This window comes from Jatrophihabitans fulvus (assembly GCF_054781375.1).
Map to the genome: position 1 here is coordinate 236,630 of NZ_BAAGUN010000003.1, position 23,014 is coordinate 259,643.

At 73.5% G+C, this 23,014-nt stretch carries 21 protein-coding genes; 9 read left to right on the forward strand and 12 right to left on the reverse strand.

Annotated features, from left to right (window positions below; all coding sequences use genetic code 11):
• Positions 1–122 precede the first annotated feature (122 nt).
• The 3 genes from ACYVP9_RS13050 to ACYVP9_RS13060 are packed head-to-tail and all read left to right on the forward strand — an operon-like array spanning position 123 to position 4,842.
• The gene (locus tag ACYVP9_RS13050; protein ID WP_460605304.1) at positions 123–2,378 is read left to right on the forward strand and encodes a chemotaxis protein CheA; all 2,256 of its coding nucleotides are present in this window, start codon (positions 123–125) and stop codon (positions 2,376–2,378) included.
• A complete protein-coding gene (locus ACYVP9_RS13055) occupies positions 2,375–2,884 on the forward strand; it encodes a chemotaxis protein CheW (RefSeq protein ID WP_460605305.1) in 510 nt (169 codons plus the stop codon). The genes ACYVP9_RS13050 and ACYVP9_RS13055 overlap by 4 nt, the downstream gene beginning before the upstream one ends.
• Positions 2,881–4,842, forward strand: a complete 1,962-nt coding sequence (locus tag ACYVP9_RS13060) for a methyl-accepting chemotaxis protein (protein WP_460605306.1) — start codon at positions 2,881–2,883, stop codon at positions 4,840–4,842. The genes ACYVP9_RS13055 and ACYVP9_RS13060 overlap by 4 nt, the downstream gene beginning before the upstream one ends.
• Positions 4,843–4,850: 8 nt before the next feature.
• Here ACYVP9_RS13060 and ACYVP9_RS13065 read toward each other — a convergent pair whose 3' ends face one another.
• The 3 genes from ACYVP9_RS13065 to ACYVP9_RS13075 all read right to left on the reverse strand — a co-directional run bounded on the left by ACYVP9_RS13065 (position 4,851) and on the right by ACYVP9_RS13075 (position 8,441).
• A complete protein-coding gene (locus tag ACYVP9_RS13065) occupies positions 4,851–5,213 on the reverse strand; it encodes a hypothetical protein (RefSeq protein ID WP_460605307.1) in 363 nt (120 codons plus the stop codon).
• A gap of 307 nt (positions 5,214–5,520) precedes the next feature.
• Positions 5,521–7,164, reverse strand: a complete 1,644-nt coding sequence (locus ACYVP9_RS13070; RefSeq protein WP_460605308.1) for an ABC-F family ATP-binding cassette domain-containing protein — start codon at positions 7,162–7,164, stop codon at positions 5,521–5,523.
• A complete protein-coding gene (locus tag ACYVP9_RS13075) occupies positions 7,161–8,441 on the reverse strand; it encodes a competence/damage-inducible protein A (RefSeq protein ID WP_460605309.1) in 1,281 nt (426 codons plus the stop codon). The genes ACYVP9_RS13070 and ACYVP9_RS13075 overlap by 4 nt, the downstream gene beginning before the upstream one ends.
• Positions 8,442–8,577: 136 nt before the next feature.
• On the opposite strand from ACYVP9_RS13075, the gene ACYVP9_RS13080 reads away from it, so the two are divergent.
• The 4 genes from ACYVP9_RS13080 (at position 8,578) to ACYVP9_RS13095 (ending at position 12,582) form a co-directional block, all read left to right on the forward strand.
• Entirely contained in the window at positions 8,578–9,816 is a 1,239-nt protein-coding gene (locus tag ACYVP9_RS13080; protein WP_460605310.1) for a C40 family peptidase, read from the forward strand.
• A gap of 105 nt (positions 9,817–9,921) precedes the next feature.
• Positions 9,922–10,827, forward strand: coding sequence for a TroA family protein (locus ACYVP9_RS13085; protein ID WP_460605311.1), 906 nt, complete (start codon positions 9,922–9,924; stop codon positions 10,825–10,827).
• Positions 10,828–10,906: 79 nt separating this feature from the next.
• The gene (locus tag ACYVP9_RS13090) at positions 10,907–11,710 is read left to right on the forward strand and encodes a metal ABC transporter ATP-binding protein (RefSeq protein ID WP_460605530.1); all 804 of its coding nucleotides are present in this window, start codon (positions 10,907–10,909) and stop codon (positions 11,708–11,710) included.
• On the forward strand, positions 11,707–12,582 hold the full coding sequence (locus tag ACYVP9_RS13095; RefSeq protein ID WP_460605312.1) for a metal ABC transporter permease: 876 nt from the start codon (positions 11,707–11,709) through the stop codon (positions 12,580–12,582). Before ACYVP9_RS13090 ends, ACYVP9_RS13095 begins: the two co-directional genes overlap by 4 nt.
• Positions 12,583–12,598: 16 nt before the next feature.
• Here the strand turns inward: ACYVP9_RS13095 and ACYVP9_RS13100 are convergent, their stop codons facing one another.
• The 3 genes from ACYVP9_RS13100 to ACYVP9_RS13110 form a co-directional block, all read right to left on the reverse strand.
• Positions 12,599–13,336, reverse strand: coding sequence for a TIGR03943 family putative permease subunit (locus ACYVP9_RS13100; protein ID WP_460605313.1), 738 nt, complete (start codon positions 13,334–13,336; stop codon positions 12,599–12,601).
• Positions 13,337–13,414: 78 nt separating this feature from the next.
• Positions 13,415–14,320, reverse strand: coding sequence for a permease (locus ACYVP9_RS13105; RefSeq protein WP_460605314.1), 906 nt, complete (start codon positions 14,318–14,320; stop codon positions 13,415–13,417).
• 313 nt (positions 14,321–14,633) lie between these two features.
• Entirely contained in the window at positions 14,634–15,704 is a 1,071-nt protein-coding gene (locus ACYVP9_RS13110) for a Rossmann-fold NAD(P)-binding domain-containing protein (RefSeq protein ID WP_460605315.1), read from the reverse strand.
• Positions 15,705–15,821: 117 nt separating this feature from the next.
• Between ACYVP9_RS13110 and ACYVP9_RS13115 the strand changes: the two genes are divergently transcribed.
• Complete coding sequence (locus tag ACYVP9_RS13115; protein ID WP_460605316.1) at positions 15,822–16,334, forward strand: hemerythrin domain-containing protein; 513 nt, start codon at positions 15,822–15,824, stop codon at positions 16,332–16,334.
• Positions 16,335–16,355: 21 nt separating this feature from the next.
• Here the strand turns inward: ACYVP9_RS13115 and ACYVP9_RS13120 are convergent, their stop codons facing one another.
• From ACYVP9_RS13120 to ACYVP9_RS13135, 4 genes are all read right to left on the reverse strand, one after another.
• Positions 16,356–17,351, reverse strand: coding sequence for a YhjD/YihY/BrkB family envelope integrity protein (locus ACYVP9_RS13120; RefSeq protein WP_460605317.1), 996 nt, complete (start codon positions 17,349–17,351; stop codon positions 16,356–16,358).
• 68 nt (positions 17,352–17,419) lie between these two features.
• Complete coding sequence (locus ACYVP9_RS13125; RefSeq protein WP_460605318.1) at positions 17,420–18,247, reverse strand: thioesterase family protein; 828 nt, start codon at positions 18,245–18,247, stop codon at positions 17,420–17,422.
• Complete coding sequence (locus ACYVP9_RS13130) at positions 18,244–18,993, reverse strand: ParA family protein (RefSeq protein WP_460605319.1); 750 nt, start codon at positions 18,991–18,993, stop codon at positions 18,244–18,246. Before ACYVP9_RS13130 ends, ACYVP9_RS13125 begins: the two co-directional genes overlap by 4 nt.
• Complete coding sequence (locus tag ACYVP9_RS13135; RefSeq protein WP_460605320.1) at positions 18,990–20,519, reverse strand: CHAD domain-containing protein; 1,530 nt, start codon at positions 20,517–20,519, stop codon at positions 18,990–18,992. Before ACYVP9_RS13135 ends, ACYVP9_RS13130 begins: the two co-directional genes overlap by 4 nt.
• 69 nt (positions 20,520–20,588) lie before the next feature.
• Between ACYVP9_RS13135 and ACYVP9_RS13140 the strand changes: the two genes are divergently transcribed.
• Positions 20,589–21,965: a CHAD domain-containing protein gene (locus tag ACYVP9_RS13140; protein ID WP_460605321.1), complete on the forward strand. Its 1,377-nt coding sequence runs from the start codon at positions 20,589–20,591 to the stop codon at positions 21,963–21,965.
• Between the two features lie 36 nt (positions 21,966–22,001).
• Here ACYVP9_RS13140 and ACYVP9_RS13145 read toward each other — a convergent pair whose 3' ends face one another.
• Together ACYVP9_RS13145 and ACYVP9_RS13150 are read right to left on the reverse strand one after the other, a co-directional pair.
• Positions 22,002–22,442, reverse strand: coding sequence for an OsmC family protein (locus tag ACYVP9_RS13145; protein WP_460605322.1), 441 nt, complete (start codon positions 22,440–22,442; stop codon positions 22,002–22,004).
• Between the two features lie 86 nt (positions 22,443–22,528).
• Entirely contained in the window at positions 22,529–22,969 is a 441-nt protein-coding gene (locus ACYVP9_RS13150) for a MarR family winged helix-turn-helix transcriptional regulator (RefSeq protein ID WP_460605323.1), read from the reverse strand.
• Between the last annotated feature and the right edge of the window lie 45 nt (positions 22,970–23,014).

Here is a 23,014-nt window from a genome sequence, read left to right on the forward strand (position 1 = left end):
CGTCCGGCGCGCGTCGCCGCTGTACGTACGGCGTACGTCCGGACGCGTCTCGACGCACTTCGCTCAGGCGGCCGCCACGCGTGCCGAAGAAGGCGGCACATCGTCGACGCACAGGAGACAGCGTGACCACCACGAGCATCGAGGACGACGAGATCGTCGCGGAGTTCCTGGTCGAGAGCCACGAGAACCTCGACCAGCTCGACCGCGATCTCGTGCAGCTCGAGCAGGAGCCCGGGTCGCGCGAGCTGCTGTCGAGCATCTTCCGCACCATCCACACGATCAAGGGCGCGAGCGGGTTCCTGGCCTTCGGCCGGCTCGAGTCGCTCACGCACGTCGGCGAGAACCTGCTGTCGCGTCTGCGCGACGGCGACATGACGATGACGCCGGCGACCGCGGAGGTGCTGCTGCGCATGGTCGACGCCGTGCGCGGGCTGCTCGAGCTGATCGAGCGCACCGGTCGCGACGAGGACGTGCCCGGCGCGGCGGTCGTCGACGTCCCGTCCGCCGTCGCCGCCATCACCGCGGTGCTGGACGGGACGGTGCCGGACGGAACGGTGCCGGACGGGACGGTGCCGGGCGGGACGGTGCCGGACGTGGCTGCGGCGGTGACACCCCCTGCGCCACAGGCGATCGAGCCGCTCGCCGATGCTGAGCTGCCGGTGGTGCTGCCGGTGGTGCTGCCGGAGGTCGAGGGCGTTGCCGCGGAGCAGGCCTGGGCCGCGGCCGACGGCGATCGCCGCACGGGCGACCGGCGGCGGGGCGTGCAGGACACGACCGTCCGCGTCGACGTCGAGCTGCTGGACACGATGATGCGGCTGGTGGGCGAGCTGGTGCTGGCGCGCAACCAGATCCTGCAGCAGTCGGACGTGCGGGCCGATCCGGACCTGGCGCGGGCGACGCAACGGCTGAACCTGGTCGCCGGCGAGCTGCAGGACAGCGTGATGAAGACGCGCATGCAGCCGATCGGCCAGCTGTGGGCGAAGTTCCCGCGCGTCGTGCGCGACCTCGCCGCCCAGCTCGGCCGCCAGGTGCGGCTCGAGATGGTGGGGCAGGAGACCGAGCTCGACCGCTCGCTGCTCGAGGCCGTGAAGGACCCGCTCACGCACCTGGTCCGCAACGCCGTCGACCACGGCATCGAACCGCCCGACGTGCGCGTCGCCAAGGGCAAGTCCGCCGAAGGCATCCTCACGCTGCGCGCCTACCACGAGAGCGGGCAGGTCGTCGTCGAGATCGGCGACGACGGCAAGGGCCTCGACCCCGCGCTCATCGGCCGCATCGCCGTGCAGCGCGGCGTCATCACGCAGGACGCCGTCGCGCGGGCCACCGACCGCGAACTCGTCGAGTTGATCTTCCGTCCCGGGTTCTCCACCGCGGCGACCGTGAGCAACGTGTCCGGCCGCGGCGTCGGCATGGACGTCGTCCGCACGAACATCGAACGCATCGGCGGCACCGTCGACCTGGCCTCGCCCAACGGGTGCGGCACGACGGTGCGGGTGCGCATCCCGCTGACGCTCGCGATCGTGCCTGCGCTGATCGTGGGCGAGGGCGGCGAGCGGTACGCGATCCCGCAGACCAACCTCGTCGAGCTCGTACGGCTCGACAAGCGCGATGTCGAACACGGTGTCGAGACGCTGGTGGGCGCTCCCGTGCTGCGGCTGCGCGGCATGCTGCTGCCGCTGGTGTCGCTCGCCGGTGCGCTCGACCTGCCCGCCGTCGACAGCGACCTGTCCGTGGTCGTCGTGCAGGCCGACGAGGTGCGCTTCGGACTGCTCGTCAGCGAGGTGCACGACACCCAGGAGATCGTCGTCAAACCCCTGGGCCGCCAGCTGAAGGCCTTGGACGCCTACGCCGGCGCGACCATCATGGGCGACGGACGGGTGGCCCTGATCCTCGACGTCGGCGGGCTCGCCCGCGCCGCCGGGCTCGCCGCGCACCCGCCGGCGGCCACCGAGCCGCGCGGTGACGACGCCGAGCGACGCACCATGCTCGTGCTCGACGTGGGCGGTGGCCGCCGCGCCGCCCTGCCGCTGGACGCCGTGTCGCGACTGGAGGAGCTGCCGCGCGAGGCCGTCGAACGCTCCGGTCTCGCCGAGGTCGTGCAGTACCGCGACGGCATCCTGCCTCTCGTCCGCCTCGCCGACGCCATCGGCGTGCCCTGCCCGCCGGACGACCCGGAGACGCTGTCGGTGATCGTCCACGGCCACGGGGCCGACCGGGTGGGCGTCGTCGCCGACCGCGTCGTCGACGTCGTCGAGACCACCGGCACGCCGCACCCCGTCGGCGTGCGCCCGGGCGTGCTCGGCTCGCTCGTCGTGCAGGACCGGGTCACCGACATCGTCGACGTCGACGCCCTGACCCGCATGGGAGCGCCGGCGTGACCGCCGTCGACGTCGCGCCCGCCCTCGCCGCGCAGCACTGCACCTTCTGGGTCGGCGGGGTCCACTTCGGCGTCGGGGTCGAGCAGGTGCAGGAGGTGCTGCGCTACCAGGAGATGAGCGCGGCGCCCGGGGCGCCGGCCGCCGTGGCCGGGCTCATCAACCTGCGGGGCCAGATCGTCACCGCCATCGACCTGCGCGCCCGCCTCGGCCTCGCCCCGCGCGACCCGGACCGGCTGCCGATGAACGTCGTCGTCCGCAGCCGCGGCGAGATCGTCAGCCTGCTCGTCGACGACATCGGCGACGTCATCGACACCGGTGGCGCCGGCGTCGAGGCGGTGCCGTCGACCGTCCCACCGCTCGTGCGCGCCACCGTCCGGGGAGTGGTGCCGCTGCCCGACGCGATCCTGCTGCTGCTCGACGCCGACACAGCCGCCGATGTCACCACCGACCTCGGCGCGGACCCGACCCCGATCACCGCCCGCCCCACCCCAGGAGAGAACCCGTGACCCAGACCGTGCCCAGCCAGAACGGCCGCGACACCGCGCACGCGGTGACGCCGCGTCGCCGCAGCACCGCGTCGCGGGTGCCGACCGCACCGCCCGCCGCGTCCGCCGGACGGGAGCTCGCCGCGATGAGCTCGACGCTCGACGACCTGCCCATCCGGGTGATGATCTGCGACCGCGACCTCGTGATCCGCTACGTCAACAAGGCGTCGCTGGAAGGCCTGCGTCACCTCGAGCAGTACCTGCCGATCCCGGCGGACGAGATCCTCGGCGCGAACATCGACGTCTTCCACGCGAACCCCGCCCACCAGCGCGAGATCCTGTCGTCCGAGCGCAACCTGCCGCGCAACCGGGTGATCCAGGTCGGCCCCGAGCAGCTGGACCTCGCCGTCACGCCGATCTTCGACGAGGACGGTGCGTACTGCGGCGCCACCGCGTCCTGGGAGAACGTCACCGCCAAGCTCGCCGCCGAGCGCGCGCAGGACGAACTGCGGGTCGACACGACCGCGGTCAACGACCTGCTGCAGGCCCTCACCGCGGCCGAGTCGGCCGAGGAGGCGACCCGTCTCGCCCTGGACACCGTCCGCGAGCGGTTCGGCTGGGCGTACGGGTCCTACTGGGCCGTCGACCCCGCCGAGGCCGCGCTGAAGTTCTCGCTCGAGTCGGGCGACGCCGGCCCCGAGTTCCGCGCCGTCACCCGCGCGGCCTCGTTCCGCGAGGGCGTCGGGCTGTCGGGCCGCGCGTGGCGGACCCGCGACCTGTTCTTCACCGCCGACATCGGCGAGATGACCGACTGCGTCCGCGCGCCCGTCGCGCAGAAGGTCGGCGTCAAGTCCGGCGTGTGCTTCCCGGTCATGATCGCGGGTTCGGTCGTCGGCACGATGGACTTCTTCACCACCGACACCCTGACGCTGTCGGCGCAGCGACTCGAGACGCTGCGCAACGTCGGTCGCATGGTGTCGCAGGCGCTGGAGCGGCTGCAGCGCGAGGACGAGACGCGCGCCGCGGCCGAGGACCTGCGGACGAAGGTCGACCTCGTGCTCGCCGCCGTCGACGCCGCCGTCGCCGGCGACCTCACCCGGGACATCCCGGTGCGCGGCGACGACGCCATCGGACGGCTCGGCAACGGGTTGCAGGACCTGCTGCAGAAGCTGCGCGCCAGCATGGGCGAGATCGGCAACACCGCCGACGCGCTCGCCTCCGCGGCCCAGGAGCTCACCGGCCTGTCGGAGGACATGGGTCACGGCGCGACGTCGACCTCGCACCGCGCGGGCACCGTGGCGGCCGGGGCCGACCAGGTGTCGGTCAGCATCCAGACGGTCGCGACCGCGGCCGAGGAGATGACGGCCAGCATCCGCGAGATCGCGAAGAACGCGTCGGAGGCCGCGGCCGTCGCGACGACCGCCGTCGGGGTCGCCGGCGGCGCCAAGGGGACGGTCGCCAGCCTCGGCGAGTCCAGCGCCGAGATCGGCAAGGTCATCAAGGTCATCACCTCGATCGCGCAGCAGACGAACCTGCTCGCGCTCAACGCGACCATCGAGGCCGCGCGGGCCGGCGAGGCGGGCAAGGGCTTCGCGGTGGTCGCCAACGAGGTCAAGGAGCTGGCCAAGGAGACCGCCCGCGCGACGGAGGACATCGGCCAGAAGATCGAGGCCATCCAGTCCGACACTCGCGGGGCCGTGGACGCCATCGGCGAGATCGGCGAGATCATCGACCGCATCAACGAGATCTCGACGACGATCGCGTCGGCCGTCGAGGAGCAGACCGCGACGACGAACGAGATCGCCCGCAGCGTGACCGAGGCGGCCGCCGGGGCCAACGGCATCGCCACCGACGTCAGCGAGGTCGCCCGCGCCGCCGAGACGACGCAGACCGGTGCGCAGGACACCCTGCAGTCGGCGACGTCGCTGGCGGGCATGGCCAGCGAGCTCAAGGGCCAGCTCGGGCAGTTCCAGTACTGAGCGTCGGTTCAGGGCGCGAGCGTGGGGCGGTTGCGCCACGCCGCGCCCTGCACCGGACGTACACCGGGCGGGCACGCGACCTCGCCGTCGAGCCACACCCCGGCGTACCACGACGGCCACCCCCGCGGCGCCGGCCACAGGCGGGAGTCGTCGGGCAGCACGATGCGGGGGAGCGGCTCGTCCGACGACCAGGACGGACGGGACAGGCACGCGGCCGGCACCCACGCCGCGAAGCCGAGCTCGTCGTCGCCGGTCGCGGCGTGCACGCGCTGCACCCACGACACGCAGCCCCACCACCCGGTCGTCGCGCGGCCCCACCCGTGCAGCCGGACGGAGTGCGGCGGACGGTTGAGGTGCACCGCCATCGCCATGCCTGAATTAGAACACGTTCGATTCATCCACAGGGTTGTGCACACCTGGGGACGGCCGGGCCGCGGTCCGTGCCGCCGGCTGTCCGGGCCCACCCGCCGCCGGGACGCGGCGACCTGCCGCGGAAACAATTGAGACCCCTTCACGAGACCCCTTCACGAGACCCCTTCACGAGACCTCTTCACGAGACCTCTTCACGAGTGGGTCTCGTGAATCCCGCTCGTGAAGCCCACTCGTGAAGGGGTCTCAATTGTTTCCGGGAGGGCAGGCCGCGCGCGGCGGAGTTGTTCAGCCGCGCGCGGCGGCCGATCAGGCGTCGCGGACGCGGCCTGCGTCGACCGAGAGCCGTCGCGTCGTCTGCACCGTGTCGAGCAGGCGGCGGTCGTGGCTGACGAGCAGCAACGTGCCGGGATACGACCCCAGCGCCTGCTCGAGCTGCTCGATGGCGGGCAGATCGAGATGGTTGGTGGGCTCGTCGAGCACGAGCAGGTTCACGCCGCGCCCCTGGAGCAGCGCCAGCGCGGCGCGGGTGCGCTCGCCGGGCGAGAGCGTCCCGACGGCGCGGCCGACGTGCTCGGCCCGCAGCGCGAACTTCGCCAGCAGCGTGCGGCGGTCGGCGTCGTTCCAGTCGGGCAGCAGGCGGGCGAACGCGACGGGCAGCGTCTCGTCCTCGCGCAGCAGCGTGCGGGCCTGGTCGACGCCGCCGACGACGACACCCGGGCCGAGCGTGGCCCGCCCCGCGTCCGGAGCGGTCTCGCCGAGCAGCACCCGCAGCAGCGTCGTCTTGCCCGCCCCGTTCGGCCCGGTGATCACGACGCGGTCGCCCCAGTCGACCTGCAGCGACACCGGACCGAGCGTGAAGCCGCCGCGCCGGACGACGACGTCGTCGAGCACCGCCACCACCGCGCCGGCCCGGGGCGCCGCCGCGATCTCGAACTGCAGCTGCCACTCCTTGCGCGGCTCCTCGACGACGTCGAGCCGCTCGATCATGCGCTCGGTCTGTCGGGCCTTCGCCGCCTGCTTCTCGGTGGCTTCCTGCCGGAACTTGCGGCCGATCTTGTCGTTGTCCTTGCTCGCCTTGCGGCGGGCGTTGCGGGTGCCTTGCTCGAGCCAGTTGCGCTGCATGCGCGCGCGGTCGGTGAGGTCCTGGCGGCGGTCGGCGTACTCCTCGTAGGCCTCGCGAGCGTGGCGGCGCGCCACGGCCCGCTCGTCGAGATAGGCCTGGTACCCGCCGTCGTAGTGCGCGATCTGCTGCTGGGCCAGGTCGAGCTCGACGACCTGGGTGACGGTGCGGGCGAGGAACTCGCGGTCGTGGCTGACGACGACCACCCCGGCGCGCTGCGAGGTGACGAACTGCTCGAGCAGGTCGAGGCCGGCCAGGTCGAGGTCGTTGGTGGGCTCGTCGAGCGCGAACACGTCGAAGCGCGCGAGCAGCAACGACGCGAGCCCGGCCCGGGCCGCCTGGCCGCCGGACAGCGCCGTCATCGGCGCGTCGGGGCCCGTGTCGAGCCCGATGCGCTCGAGCTCCGGGTCGATGCGGTCCTCGAGGTCGGCACCGCCGAGCGCGAGCCACTGCTCGAGCGCGACGGCGTACGCGTCGTCCGCCCCGTCGGCACCGTCGGCCAGCGCGGCCGACGCCGTCTCCAGCGCGGCGGACGCGTCGGCGACCCCGGTGCGCCTGGTGAGGAACCCGGCGACCGTCTCGCCCTCGCGCCGCTCGGGTTCCTGCGCGAGGAAGCCCACCGTCGCGGTCGAGGGAATCCGGGTGACGGAGCCCGACTCCGGGGCGGTGAGGCCGGACAGGATGCGCAGCAGCGTCGACTTGCCCGCCCCGTTGGGGCCGACGAGACCGATGACCGCACCCGGTGCCACGACGAGGTCGAGACCGCGGAACAGCGACCGCGCACCGAATCCGGCCGCGAGGTCGCGGGCGACCAGGGACGCGCCGCTCACCCGCCCAGCGCCTCGCGCAGCATGTGCAGGGCGACGGTGACCGTGCGGGCGCGGACGTCGGCGCGCGAGCCCGGCACCCGGATCTCGCGCGGGATCGTCCGCTCGGGGGTCTCGACGCAGAGGTGCACGAGGCCGACGGGCTTCTCGGCGGTGCCGCCGCCGGGACCGGCGACGCCGGTGATGCCGACGCCCACGTCGGCCCCGAGGGCGCGGCGGGCGCCCGCCGCGAGCTCGACCGCCACCTCGGCGCTGACCGCGCCGACCCGCTCGATGAGCTCGGTGGGGACGCCGGCGAGGTCGTGCTTGGCCTCGTTGGAGTACACGACCAGCCCGCCGCGGACGTACGCGGACGAGCCGGCGAGATCGGTCAGCCGTCCGGCGAGCAGGCCGGCGGTGCACGACTCGGCGGTCGCGACCGTCCAGCCGTGATCGATCAGCAGCTGCGCGACTCGCTCGTCGACCGTGGTGCCGTCGGGGGAGTAGAGGGTGTCGGCGAAGTCGGACGCGAGGTGCCGGGACAAGCGGTCGTACGTGCCCTGGTCGTCGGGCGCGTAACGGGTCACGATCTCCAACTCGCCGTCTCGCAGGCAGGTCGTGATCTCCAACTGACCGAGGTCGTCGGTCCGGTCGAGTCGGCGCAGCGACGCCGCTAGCTCGGACTCGGGGCTGCCCCAGATGCGGATGGTGCGCTGCCGCAGCTCGCGGGCGCCCGACAGCGCCTCGCGGACGGCCGGGTGCTCGAGGGCGCGCGGCCACATCGGCTGCAGTTCGCGCGGCGGCCCGGGCAGCACCACGACCGGCGGACCGGTGCGGCCGTCGGCCACCGGCACGACGAGGCCGGGCGCGGTGCCGACCGGGTCGAGCACGCCGGCGCCCTCGGGCACCAACGCCTGCTTGCGCACCGCCGTCGCGGTCTCGTCGTCGTCCGTGCGCCACCCGCGGGCGGAGACCAACCGGTCGACGACGGCGCGGATGCGTCCCTCGAGCTCGTCGTCGAGCCGCAGCGGACGGCCCTGGAAGTCGGCCACGACAGCCGCCGTCAGATCGTCCGCGGTGGGTCCGAGACCGCCGGAGGTGATGACGAGGTCGGCACCGGACGCGGCGAGGAAACCGAGGCAGTCACGCAGGTCGTCGGGACGGTCGCCGACGACGATCACCTCGGCGACGTCGACCCCGGCGTGCCGCAGTTGCTCGGCCAGCCACGGGCCGTTGCGGTCGGTGACCCGGCCGGTGAGCACCTCGGTGCCGGTGACGACGATCCCTGCGCGTGGTGCCATGTGATCGATCGTAGGCAAGTCACAGCGTTGTAGTTTCTTTACGGAGGTTTTACGGACGGTTACGCTCCGACATGGGGGCACGGTGGGGGATTCCATGCTGGCCGAACGCCGACGAAACTGGACGAAAGCGACACTCATGAGCCCCACGAGTCACACGGACCGCACGGACCTCGTGTCCGAACCCGCCCCGGCGACCCGCAGGACCCGCCGTCTCACCGCCGGTCTCGCCGCGGTGTCACTCGCGGTGACCACCGCCGCCGCGGTGGCCCTGACCGTCGGAGCCCCCGCGGCCGGCGCCGCCCCGGCCGACACGTCGGGTGCGCACGACCCCATCGGCAACGTCGGCACGATCACCGCGACAAGCAACCGCACCGGTCTCACCGTCAAGGGCTGGGCCGCCGACCCGGACAAGCTGTCGTCCGCGGTCACCGTGCAGGCCGTGCTCGACGGCACGACGTCGCTCGCGAGCACCCGTACCTCGCTGCCGTGGCCGGCGGCGGTGAAGAAGTACCGGACGAACGCCACGCCCGGGTACTCGCTGGGCTTCCGCGTCCCGACCGGGTCGCACACCGTGTGCATCGTCATCGAGAACATCGGCCCGGGCACCCGCAACGTCGACAAGTGCTTCGCCACGCCGCTCGGCCGCGCGATGTCCTCGAGCGAGGTCGCGGCGCACAGCCCCGTCGGCGCGCTGGCGGCTGCCGCGACGTCGAGCTCCGTCCGCGTCCGCGGGTGGACGAGCGACCCCGACCTGAAGAACCGGCGCAGTCTGGTCGTCCTCTACCTCGACGGCAGCCCGGCGATCACGGTGAACACCGTCGCCTACCCCCAGCCCCGCCCCACCGCCGCGGGATGGTTGTCGAAGTTCGACGTGTCGGTGCCGGTCGCCACCGGCACGCACATCGCGTGCGTCTGGGTGGTCAACTCCGGCTTCGGCAGCAACACCAACCTCGGCTGCAAGGCCGTCGACACCCGCAGCCCGGACAACCGCACCCCGGCGCAGACGGCCGCGCCGGCGATCAACGCCAAGGTCGTGACTCTGGCCAAGAAGCAGATCGGCAAGCCCTACGTCTGGGGCGCCACCGGCCCGAAGTCGTTCGACTGCTCGGGGCTCGTGCTGTGGGCCTACGGCAAGTACGGCCGCACCACGCCCCGCGTCTCGCAGGACCAGATCCGGGCGGCCCGGCTCATCCCGGCGTCGCACGCCCGTCCGGGTGATCTCGTCTTCTACCACGACAGCGTCGGCGACGTGTACCACGTCGGCATCTACCTCAAGCCGGGACTGAGCGTCGCCGCCATCGACACCAACAGCGGCGTGAACTACCAGAACATCTGGGACCCGAACGCGACCTACGGCTCGTTCACCCACACCTGATCGCACCCGCCCACCGGCCGTCCGTCGATCTCCGGCGGGCGGCCGGTCCGCGTCTGCTAGCGTGAACCTCGAAATGAACATCATTGTCATTACGAGGAAGACCTGATGAGCACTCTGCGCCGGGCCGGCGTCGCGCTGGCCGCCCTGACCGTCACCGCCCTCGGCCTGTCCGGCTGCGGGTCGTCGAGCAGCGCCGAGCCGGGCGGCGCCATCCCGGTGGTCGCCTCGACCAACGTGTACGGCGACATCGCGAAGCAGATCGGCGGCGACCGGGTGTCGGTCACCTCGATCATCGCCGACCCGTCGCAGGACCCGCACTCCTACGAGGCGTCCGCCCGCACCAAGCTGGCGCTGTCGAAAGCCGACGTGGTGATCAAGAACGGCGGCGGTTACGACGACTTCGTCGGCACCCTGCTCGACGGCGGCGACTCCGATGCCACCGTCATCGACGCCGTGACGGTGTCGGGCAGGAAGGCACCCGCGGGCGGCGAGCTCAACGAGCACGTCTGGTACGACTTCCCGTCCATGCGCAAGCTCGCCGACCGCATCGCGACGGCGTTGAGCGCGAAGGACGAGGGCGCGGCGAAGACCTTCCGCGCCAACGCCGACCGCTTCGAGGCGTCGCTGGCCGAGCTCGAGGCCACCGAGGCCTCGATCGCGAAGGCCCACCGCGGCGAGGGCGTCGCCATCACCGAGCCGGTGCCGCTCTACATGCTGACGGCGTGCGGGCTCGTCAACCGCACGCCCGCGGCGTTCAGCGAGGCCGTCGAGGAGGGCGACGACGTGCCGGTGTCGGTGCTGAACGCCACGCTGAACCTGTTCCGCGACAAGAAGGTGAAGCTGCTCGCCTACAACGAGCAGACGAGCGGGCCGGTGACCTCGCGCGTCGAGGCCGCCGCGAAGGCGTCCGGGGTGGCCGTCGTGCCGGTCACCGAGACGCTGCCCGCGGGCAAGGACTACCTGCAGTGGATGCGGGCGAATCTCACCGCGATCGGCACTGCGCTTGACTGAGCAGGTGCACGACCGCGTACGCGACGACAGTCAGGGCGCCGGCGGCGGGGATCTCCCGCCGCCGGTTCCGGCCGTCCGCATCAGGGACGCGTCCCTCGGGTTCGGCCGCCGCACCCTCTGGCGCGGGCTCGACCTCGACGTCGCACCGGGCGAGTTCGTCGCCGTGCTGGGCGCGAACGGGTCGGGCAAGACGAGCCTGGTGCGCACCATCCTCGGGACGCAGCCGCTGACCTCGGGTGAGATCACCGTCGCCGGACGGCCCGTGGGCCGTGCCGCCGTCCAACGCACCATCGGCTACGTGCAGCAGCAGAGGCGCATCGACCCGACGACGCCGCTGCGCGGCCGCGATGTCGTGCGACTGGGCCTCGACGGGCACCGCTGGGGTTTCGGCACCCGTCCGGGACGGGACGCCCGCGAGCGTGCCGCCCGGGTCGACGAGGCGCTCGCCCAGGTCGACGCGACGCCGTACGCGGACCTGCCCGTCGGCGTGCTCTCCGGCGGTGAGCAGCAGCGGTTGCGCATCGCGCAGGCGCTCGTCGCCGACCCAGCGCTGCTGTTGTGCGACGAACCGTTGCTCTCGCTCGACCAGGCCAGCCAGCGGGTCATCACCGCGCTCGTCGACCGCCGCCGTCGCACCCACGGCACCGCGGTCGTGTTCGTGACCCACGAGATCAACCCCGTGCTGCCCTACGTCGACCGCGTGCTCTACCTCGCCGGCGGACGCTTCCGGGTCGGCACCGTCGACGAGGTGCTCACGTCCGACACGTTGAGCGAGCTGTACCAGGCGCCGGTCGAGGTCGTCCGCAGTCGCGGCCAGATCTTCGTGGCCGGACTGCCCGACACCGCGCACTGTCACCACGAGCACGACGGGGAGCCGGCGTGAGCGGCGTCGACTGGAGCCAGGTCTTCGACTTCGCCGACTACGGGGAACTGCTCGGCCTGGTGCAGAACACGGTCGTCGCCGGCGCCGTGCTCGGCGTCGTCGGCGGGTTGATCAGCATGTTCGTGATCATGCGCGACCTGCCGTTCGCGGTGCACGGCATCAGCGAGCTGTCGTTCGCGGGAGCGTCCGGCGCGCTGTTGTTCGGCACGTCCGTGGTGGCGGGGGGCATCGCGGGTTCGATCGTGGCCGCGGTCGTCATCGGCCTGTTCGGCAGCCGCGCCCGTGACCGCAACTCGGTCATCGGCGTCCTCATGCCGTTCGGTCTCGGCCTGGGCGTGCTGTTCCTGTCGCTGTACCAGGGACGTGCCGCCAACAAGTTCGGGTTGCTCGTCGGGCAGATCGTGTCCGTCGACGACGCCCAGCTGACCACGCTCGCCGTCACCTGCGTGATCGTGCTCGCCGGGCTGCTGGTGGTGTGGCGTCCGCTGGCGTTCGCGAGCGTCGACCCCGACCTCGCCGCGGCGCGGGGCGTGCCGGTGCGGTTGCTGTCGCCGGTCTTCATGGTGCTGCTCGGGCTCACGGTCGCGATGGCGGTGCAGATCGTCGGCGCCCTGCTCGTGCTGAGCATCCTCGTCACGCCGGGCGCGGCGGCCGTCCGGGTCACCTCGTCGCCGCGGCTCACGCCCCTGCTCTCGGTCGCGTTCGCGGTCACGTCCCTGGTCGGCGGCATCCTGCTCGCCGTCGGCAGCAGCGTGCCGATCAGCCCGTACGTCACGACCATCGCCTTCGGCATCTACCTCGTGTGCCGTGCGATCGGCACGGTGCGAGCGCGCCGGGGATGGAGCCGGCAGGCGGACGTCGTCGTCGCTTAGCGCCCGCACCCGGACGTCAGTCGTACGGCTCGCTCGGCGTCGGCACCCGCTCGACCCGCACCGCCGCGAGACCGGGCACGTCGGGGTCGTCGGCGGCCGGCGGTGCGTACCTCCCGGTCACCCGCACCCAGGTGTTCACCGGCAGACCGCCCGCGTCGGGGGCGGTGATGCGGACGGCGACGGGCGTCGCGTCGGCGGCGCAGCAGGTGATGACGAGCCGGGCGAGCAGGAACCCGCCCTTCTCCCGGCGGGCGACGAATCCGGTGATCGAGACCGTGCGTCCCCGCACGCTCGCGCCGCCGTCGGTCACCGCGTGCAGCGCGTAGTCGAAGACGCCCAGCGACACCGGGTCACCCTTCGGCAACGGCGCCAGCGCGACGCCCGCCGGTTGCGCCGCGACGGGCGCGCGGCGGCTGACGGTGTACTCGCCCAGCGCCGGCGGGCCGATGACGAGCACGGCCACGACGGGCAGCAGCACCAGCCACGCGGAGCGCGACGCCGACGAGTGACCGTGCGCGTCGAGCCCCGGGCCCGGCCCGTGCTCGTCCCCGGCCCCTTGCTCGTGGTCGTCCTCGTCGTGCCTCGCGGAGGCGACCAGCGACCACGCACCCAGCAGCGCGATGAGCACGCCGGCCACGAGCACCCACGGCCGGGCGCTGTCCTTGACGAAGCGCAACAGCACGTCGCTCGTGCCCAGCCGCAGCAGCGTGGCCGCGAACAGCAACAGGACGAACGCCTGCGTCCGCGAGCTCACGGCGTCTCCTCGCGTCGCTGCGGGGACGCCGCGGGACACGTCAGCACTGTGCTTCCCGGTCCGCTGCGCAGGCGCGGCTCACAGCAGCCACCACCCGACGAGCGCGGCGCTGCCGAGTGCGACGACGAACGTCAGCGGTGCGAGCCGGGCGGCGACGCGCGCCCCGAAGGTGCCCGCCTGCATCGCGACGAGCTTGACGTCGACGGCGGGACCCACGGCCATGAACGCGAGTTGCGCGGTGGGGGAGAAGCGCGCGAACGACGCGGCCACGAACGCGTCCGCCTCGGAACAGACGGCCACGACGACGGCGAGCAGCGCGAGCGCGACGACGCCCAGGACCAGGTGACCCGCGACGCCGTTCAGCCACGTCTCGGGCACGGCCACGTTCACGGTCGCCGCGGCGGCGGCTCCGATCGTCAGCAACCCGATCGACTGCGCGAGGTCGTGCGCCGCGGTGGCGCGGGCCCGTTCGGCGCGCGAACCGGCAGGTGCGCCCTCGGACCGCCGGAAACGCACGGGCAGCGGCGGCACGCGGCCCACCCGCAGCCACAGCCACCCGACGACGACCGCGGTGAGCAACGAGGCCGCGAAGCGCGCCGCCACCATCTCCGGGCGTCCCGGGAAGGCGACCGACGTCGCCACGAGCACGACGGGATTGATGGCGGGCGCGGCGAGCAGGAAGGCGATGGCCGGCGCAGCTGCCACACCCCGGCGCATCAAGGAGGCCGCCACGGGCACCGAACCGCACTCGCAGCCCGGCAGCACCACACCGGCGGCTCCGGCGACCGGCACGGCGAGCGCGGGGCGGCGCGGCAGCACGCGTTCGAAGAACGACGGCGGCACGAACACCGCGATGAGCGTCGAGACCGTGACACCGAGTACCAGGTAGGGCGCCGACTGGATGCACAGCGCCGCGAACACCGTCGTCCACGCCTGGACACCCGGCTGCTGCCACAGCGACGGCAGCATCAGCCGCGCCACCACGGCTATGAGCAGAACCGCGCAGAAGACGTCGGTCGACGTGAGGCGCCTGCGCCCGGCACGCGTCCCGGACCGCGACACTGCTCGCCCCGGCGCACCCACGCCGCCACGGTAGAGGGCGCGCCCGGCAGGACGCGGGGTGACGTCCCCACCTGTGGACGGACTCGCCGGTACGGCGCCAAAGGTTGTCGAAAACGGACCGGGACTCGTAACGTTGGTCTCGCCGGATCGGACGCGAACCGGTAGGCGCCCCCGGCCGACCCACCCATCGGCCGGGGGCGTCCCGGTGTCCGGGGTGCGTCCGGCGGGGACACGTTCAGGGAACGGTCGGGTCGGGCGTCGCCGGTGGCGGTGCGAGTGCGTCGCGCACCGCGTCGTCGTAGGTCATCGGCTCGAACCGCACGACGCGGCGGATCGCGTCGTCGCGGACGACCACCTCGTTGCGCATCGACTCCAGCAGCGACGCCACGGTGGTGCTGTCGACGTCGGCCAGCAGCGGCACCGCCCGCGCCGCGAGCCGCGTGGCCAACCAGGTGGTGGGCAGCCGTGCCGGCAGCGGCACCGGCACCACGAGGCCGAGCCGCCCCATCACCGCCGTCGCCCGGCTGAGCATGTCGACGTAGCGCATGACATCGCGTCCGCCGATCTCGTACGTGTGGATCGCGGTGTCGTCGAGGACATCGGCGAGACGGCGCGCGCGCGTGTCGTCGTCCGCCCCCTCGTTCTCGGCGTCGTCCCCCTCCCCGTCCCCGTCGTCGAGATCGGGACGGACGCCGATGCCGACACCGAGCAGGTAGCGGACGGTGTCGGCGAGCGAGATCGGCTGGGTGCGGGTGAGCGCCCAGCGGGGGACCACCACCGCGGGCACCCGCTGCGTCATCGCGCGGATCATCTCCCACGACGCGCCGCCGCGGCCGATGACGATGCCGGCCCGCAGCGTGGTCACGGGTACGCCGCCGGCGGCGAGCATGCCCTCGACCTCGCGACGGCTGCGCAGATGGCGCGACAGGTCGTCCGCGTCGTCGCCCAGACCGCCCAGGTAGACGATGCGGCGCACGCCGGCCCGCCGTGCCGCCGCGCCGAAGCTCTCCGCCGCCGCGGCGTCGCGCCGCGCGAAGTCGCGGCGGTCGAGCGAGTGCACGAGGTAGTAGGCGAGCGAGCAACCCTGCAGGGCGCGAGTGGTGGCGGCGGTGTCGGTGACGTCGCCGCCGACCGGCACGCCCCGCCCGGTGTACGCCCCCACCCGCCGGGTGAGCGCGAGCACCTCGTGCCCGTCCTGCTGCAGCGCCGGGACCAGGGCCCGTCCGACGAATCCCGATGCCCCGGCCACGAGGACGCGAAGTCCGTCGCGCCGCTGCGTGCCGGACGGTGTTCCCGCGCCTGTCACCGTCCTGGACTACCCGCGGCCGGGACGCTCATCACCCCGGCGGCGGTTCGTCACGCCGTGCACCGGGTAATCGCTGGGGGTACACATCGCAGACCGCAGGAGGGCGAACCCCGACCCATGGCCGACATCATCGAACTCATCTACGCCGACCACGACTGGTTGCGTCGGCAGTTCTTCCGCCTCGACGACGCGAAGACCCCGGAGGAGCTGGCCGCGGTGTGGGGACCGCTGGGCACGCGTCTCGACACCCACGCCGAGGCCGAGGAGACCGTGTTCTACCCCGCGCTGCTCAAGCTCGGCGGCAAGTCGGAGGAAGGCGACCCGGAGGACGAGACCGAGGACGCCATCACCGACCACAACGAGATCCGTGACGCCGTGCGCGAGGCGGGCCGTCACGAGGTGGGCAGCGACGAGTGGTTCGCGGCGGTGGGCAAGGCCCGCACCGAGAACGGCGAGCACCTCGACGAGGAGGAGCGCGAGGCACTGCCCGACTTCATCAAGAGCGCGACGCTCGACGTCCGTCACGAGCTGGCGCTGAAGTGGCTCGCGTTCTACGCCGAGCACCCCGCCGGCCGGGGCATCGACGGCGAGGACAAGGACGCCGACGAGTACATCGACCAGAACTCCTGACCGCGGCGGTCGCGCCGGTCGCTAGCGGACCGGCGCGGCGCTCCGGTCGGCGGTGCTGTCGGCGGTGCTGTCGGCGTCCGCGGGCTCGATCTCGCCGGCGCCGGGCGGGTCGACCGGTCGCCCGCGCTCGGCCGAGCGCATGCCCTTCTTGGTGAGGGGCGACTCGTCGACCTCGTTCGCGCGGGCCCGGCCCGGGACGTGTCGTCGTTCGACCCACACCGCTCCGGCGAGGATGCCGGCGAAGATGACGGCGCTGAAGATGCCGAGCCACACCGACAGCACGAACACGGCGCCGACGAGGCCGTACGCCTCGACCTGCCAGGTGATCTGCCCGTCCATGATGAGCCGGGACAGGCGGACGGTGACCACGGTCGCCACCGCGACCGCCACGGCCCCGGGCAGCAGCGCGCGCCACTCGACCCGCCCGTGCAGCAGCCACCGCTGCGTCCACCAGTAGAAGAAGAACACGACCACCGCCTGCACCACGACGATGAGCGACTGCGTCGCGATCGGGGTCATGTGCAGCGCGCGGACGAAGCGGCTGATGACGAGCAGCGCGGCGATGAACACGGCGAGGGCGGGCACCCAGAGCAGCTGCCGGATGTAGCCCTTGACGCTGATGACGCGCGGCAACGTCCAGATGAGCTCGAAGGCCCGCTGCTGCGTGGTGGCGACGCTGGTGGTGAACAGCACCGCCACGACGAGGCCGAAGACGAGTTCGGACAGGCTCAGCCGCCGGGAGGCGTGGCTGAACAGGTCCTGCACCGCGTCGCCCGCCTCGCGGTGCAGCGCGAAGAACCGGATGATCGCCCCGGAGACGTCCCGGCCGGTGAAGCGGTCGAGCACGGACGAGATCGCCACCACCAGCGGCGCGGTGCAGAGCACCTGCTGCGCGCTGAACGCGAGCATGTGGGTGTCGAGGTCGAGCTCCCGCATGCGGGCGTAGCCGCGGCCGCCGAGACTGCGGCCCCACCACGAGCGCGTGGCCATCAGCAGGCGCACCTGGGGCAGGTTCACGGGCACAGTGTGCCCACTCTGCGCGGGAAAAAGGGTGTGGATCGCGCAACGTCGCGTGGGGCCACCGCTCAGCCCAGCCGGACGCCCGCGAGCTGGACACCGTGTGCCACGACCCGGCCGCGCGAGTCCCACGCCCAGCACGCCTCGTCGACCCGCTGCCCGTCGACGAGCCCGGCGCGCTGCAGCACGCGCAGCGGCCCGGGCGCGGGCAGCGCCCGCACGTGCACCGTCAGCTCGAGAGTGGGCACCCATCCGGTGAGCTCGACCTCGAAGGTCGCGGGCGGGAAGGCGTCGATCGCGTACAGCAGCGACACCGGGTCGAACGGCTCGTCGTCGGCCAGTGACAGCCAGCCGAACAGCTCGCCGCGCCCGGACGGACCCCGGCCGTCGGCGAAACCGGCGGCCGCCCGGTCGATGCGCAGGTCGACCTCCTCCATGATCGGCACCGGCACGCCGGCCGGGTTGACGCCGGGCACGCGCAGCGCGGCGTCGCGGTCGGCCGGGCCGTCCGGGAAGAGATCGGACGGGAACGGGTCGGGCAGGCCGCCGGACCAGTAGGGCTCGGAGTCGGGCGCGAGGTCGGTCGTGGTGATCAGGGCCTCGACGCACGCCTGCCCGCCGGCGTGGAGCCGGGCGCGCACCTGCGAGGCGCTGCGTCCGCCGCGCAGCAGCTCGGCGCGGACCTCGACCTCGCCGGGGTCGGGGGAGCGCAGGAAGTGCGCGCTCGCCGCGACCACGTGCCGGTGCGGTCCGATGAGGGTGGCGGCCCGGCCGAGCAGCGCGAGCAGGTACCCGCCGTTGGGCTTGCCGCCGATCGACCAGTTCGGGTGCAGGTGGGCGCGGAAGCGTCCCTCGTCGACGGGGGTCAGGGCCGAGACGTCGGCGAATCGGTTCATGCGCCCGATCCTGCTCCGAAGGCCTCGTCCCACAGCTCGCGGTACCGCCGGGCCGCCGTGCTGCGCGGCGCGAAGGCGGCGACCGGCTCGCGCCGCTGCGCCATCTGCTCGACCACGGACAGCATCGGGATCGCGGCGCGCGCGAGGTCGTCGCGGGTGCCGGGCAGCTCGGCGGTGATGTCGCGGTGCAGTTTCTTGCGGGCGTCGACCATCGAGAAGAAGCCGAGCAGCCGGGGCCGGGGCGCGGGCTGTTCCTGCAGGAAGCCGGTGAGCTGGTCGAGGGTGCGTACCGACAGCGTGGTGGGGATGAGCGGCACGAGCACGATGTCGGCGGCGCGCAGCACGTTCTCGCTCAGCAGCGACATGCTGGGCGGGCAGTCGAGCACGACGAGGTCGAACTCGTCGGCGAGCGGCTCGAGCAGCCGTCCGAGCCGGCGGGTCGGCTTCTTCGCCTCGTCGAGCAGCAGGTCGAGGTGGCGGTAGGTGAAGTCGGCGGGCAGCAGGTCGAGGCCGTCGTAGTCGCTGCCCTTGATGGCGTCGACCAGCGGACGGGTACCGCGCACCAACCGTTTGCCGCCACCCTTCACGTGCGCCTCGACCCGCAGGATGTAGGTCGCGGCGCCCTGGGCGTCGAGGTCCCAGAGCAGGGTGCGCAGCCCGCGTTGCGCGCTCTCGTAGGCGATGTTGACCGCGGTCGACGTCTTCCCCACGCCGCCCTTGATGTTGTACGTCGCCGCGATCCTCATGCCGACGCCCCCGTGATCGCCGCCAGGCGGCGCGCGGTGCCGGCGCCGCCGATCCGCGCGTGCGCCGCGGCGATGCGCGCGGCGTGGTCGGCGCGCAGCCGCTCGGCACGGTCGGCGAGCGCCCCGGCCGCGAGCACGGTGCCGGTCGGCATGCCGTCGGCCGACGCGGCGGTGCGCACCTCGTCGCGGACGAAACCGAGGCCGTCGCGGCGCCGGAGCAGCTGGTGCAGCGTCTCGGTGTCGCGCCGCAGCCGGGCCAGCGCGTCGCCGGCGGGGTACAGGACGGCGAACGCTGCCAGCACCTCGCGCAGCGCGCCCGTGGCGGCGGCCAGGGCGGGGTTGTCGGGCTTCGTGCCGACGAGAGCGGCGTGGGAGGCGGTGGCGAGGGTGCGCGCCGATTCGACGGCGGACGGTCCGATGACGTCGGCGTCGAGCATGCCGAGCAGGTCACGCCGCCACGCGGTGAACGCGGCCGGCGCGCGGGGGGCACGCAGGGTGCGGCGCATGCGGCCGAGCTCGGCTCGCCTGCGGCGGTGCAGCTGCTCGCGCAGCGGTTCGAGCGCCCCGGCACCACCGATGGTGTCCAGGCCCGGAAGCAGTCCGTGCGGGTCGGGGGCGTCGTCGGCGACGGTCAGCAGCGCCAGGTCGACGGCACGCAGCGGCGTCGTCATCTCGTCCAGCCAGGCGAGGTCCCGTTCGACGCGGACGGCCGAACGGCCGAGCAGCAGGTGACCGGCCGCCGACAGCAGCGCGCGCGTCGAGCGGATCGCGGACCGCAGCTCGTGCAGGTACTCGGTGTCGTGGTCGGCGAGCGCCCCGTCGCGTGCGTCGTCGACGACGGCCACGTGCTCGAGCAACGCCTTGGCCACCGGACGGACGGCCGGGTCGGTCGGGCTGATGACCACGTCGTCGGCGCCGCTCGCCCGTCCGGGCAACCGTCCCGCGGCGGCCAGCGCCGCGTCCGTCGGGGACAGCTCGGTGCTGCTCGCGCCCATCGCGTCCGCGAGCAGCTGCACGCAGCGGCGGGCGTCGTCGTCGTAGCCGCGCAGCGGCCGGACGGCGACGTGCAGCGGCAGCGCCGCCCGGTGGGGTACGAGCAACCGTTGCTGGTCGACCGACACGCGCACCCGGGTCTTGCCGGCGGCGTCCATGAGCCGCATGAGGATGCGGCGCGTCTCGACCTCGGCCACCGGCAGCAGGGCACGGACACCGACGGCGCCGGCGATCGCGTCGCGCACCGGCGACGGTCCGAGGTGGTCGAGCCGTGCCGGCCACCGCACGCCGCGTACCGGGGCGTCGACGGCGGGCGCACCCGGCCGGTCGACGACGAGGTCGCGGCGCCCGGCGCACCGCTCCTCGCGCAGCGCCAGGCCGGCCCGGTGCAGTCGCCAGTCGGCGGTGTCGAGCCACGTCCAGCGCATGATGACGGCGGGCTCGGCGTGCACCGTGTAGGCCGCCGACAGCGCGGCGAACACCGCGCCGGCGTCGCCCGAGGCGCCGACGGCGAGCACGCGGCCGTCCGTCATTGGTGCGACGTTAGTGGGTCGTGATCGGCACACAGGTGCGGCCGGGCGGCGTGCCTAGACTCGGCCGTCGTGACCGCCGAACCCACCGCCGGAGCGCGGGTGCTCGACGTCCCCCTCGACTGGACCCTGCCGCGGCTCGGCAGGAAGGTGCTGCCGCCCGGCGGACGGGTGGTGACCGAGGACGACTCCGTCCGCCTCGTCCACCACGACACCGCCGAGGCGCACCTCGCCGGACTCGGCGCGGACCTCACGCGCGAGGAGGGCAGCGGCACCTGGACGCTGACCGTCGCCGGCACGACGAGCACGTTCCCGGGCACCACCGCGCGGGCGGTGCCCGCTGCTGTGCGCGAGCTGCTGCTGGGTTTCCGTGCGGGTGCCGCGCTGCGGGCCGGTGCCCGCGAGTCGCGCACGCGGTTGGTGCACCGGGTGCTGGACGCGGACGGCGTCGAACTCGGCACGATCACCGACGTCCGCACCGCCCTCGCGGCCTCGCGGACCGCGGGCGCCGAAGCAGGCGAGACCCGGCACGTCGAGGTAGCGGGCTGGGGCACGTTCCCCGACCTCGCCGTCGCGCGGCTCGTCCGCCACGAGGCCCTCGAGCGGACGGCGAGCGGCCCCGGGAACCCCACCACGGTGGGGGAGTCGCTGACGCGGTTCCTCGCCGAGCAACGGACGGCGGCACTGCACGCCGATCTCGGCCTGCGTCGCGGTGAGGACGAGGTGCACGCGTTCCGGGTGGCCGTCCGCCGCATCCGCAGCGCGCTGCGCGTCGTGGACGTGTGGGACGCCGGCCGCGCCGCGGACCTCGACGCCGAGCTGCGCTGGCTGTCGGGCGAGCTGGGCGCGGTGCGGGACCTGGAGGTGCTCGCCGAGCACCTGCGGGCGACGATGTCGGCGGTGCGGGAGCGGAGCGCGGACGCCGGGCTGCTGGCCGCGGCCGACGAGGCGGTAACTGCGACGCTCGCGGCCGACCGGGAGGCGGCGGAGCAGGACCTGGCGCGGGTGATGAAGAGCCGACGGTATATCGCGCTTCTGCGCGAAATCGGGGCCTGGTCGGTGCAGCCGCCCTTCACCGAGGCGGCGGACGAGCCGGTCGCCGAGCTCGCGCGGTACGTGCGCAAGGCGGCTCGGGACCTGGACCGCAAGCTGGCGAAGGCGGGGACGTCGGCCGACCGCCTGCACCGGGCGCGCAAGGCAGCCAAGCGGGCCCGCTACGTCGCGGCTGCTGCCGGGGCGTCGGCGGGCAAGCACGGGCCGAAGGTGGAGAAGCGGGCCAAGGCGCTGCAGACGGCGCTGGGCGACCACCAGGACCACGTGCTCGCTAGTGACCACCTCGCCGCACTGCGCTCACGCGTCGGCGCGGACGCGGCGTTCGGCATCGGGGTGTTCTGGGCGTACGAGCAGGAGCGCGCCGACGCCGCGCTCGCCACCGCGACCGGCGGCTGACGGGCCGGACCCGTCAGCCGCCGACGTGGGTGGGGATCAGCTCTCGAGGGTGGCGTCGAGCGTGATGTCGACGCCGGTGAGGGCCTTGCTGACCGGGCAGCCGGCCTTGGCCGCCTCGGCGGCCTTGGTGAACGCGTCCTGGTCTAGGCCGTCGACCTCACCGCGGACGGTGAGCTTGATGCCGGTGAGCTTGAAGCCGCCGGCGGGGTCTGGGCCGAGCGAGACCTCGGCGGTGACGTCGAGCGACTGCGGGGTGCCGCCGGCCTCGGCGAGCAGCGCCGAGAACTGCATGGCGTAGCAGGAGGAGTGGGCCGCGGCGATGAGCTCCTCGGGGCTCGTCGTGCCGCCGGCGTCGTCCGCCGCGCGCTTCGGGAACGACACGTCGTAGGTGCCGACCTTGGAGCTGGTGAGCTCGACCTGGCCGGAGCCGTCCTGCAGTCCGCCGTTCCATGCGGTGCGTGCGGTGCGAGTGGGCATAGCGCTGAATCCCTTCGGTCGGGGTGGGGTACCTCCCGACCGTACCCGCATCGAGTTGTGCACAACCTATCCGTGGCCCGGGCCGGTCAGGAGGTGCGCAACCGGGCCTCGATGCGGGTCAGCTCGTCGCGGATCGCCGCCACGTCGAAGCCCTCGAGCGCGGCCTCGATGGAGCACTGGGCCGCAGCCGCACCGTCGCGCAGCGCCGCCCCCTCGGCGGTGACCGCGACCTCGACGGCCCGCTCGTCCTCACTGCTGCGGGTGCGGGTGATGAGCCCGCGCGCGTCGAGACGCTGCAGCAGCGGCGACAGCGTCCCCGAGTCGAGCCGCAGCCGCGACCCCAGCTCGCTCACGGTCGACGGGCCCTCGTCCCACAGCAGCATCATCACGAGGTACTGGGGGTAGGTGAGGCCGAGCGCGTCGAGCAACGGACGGTAGCGGGCGGTCATGGCACGGCTGGCGGCGTAGAGGGCGAAGCAGAGCTGATCGTCCAGGGCCAGCGCCGAGGTGTCGGCGCGCTCGGTCATCCGGCCACAGTAGCGACGAACACCCGGGACGGGCCGTGACGACGC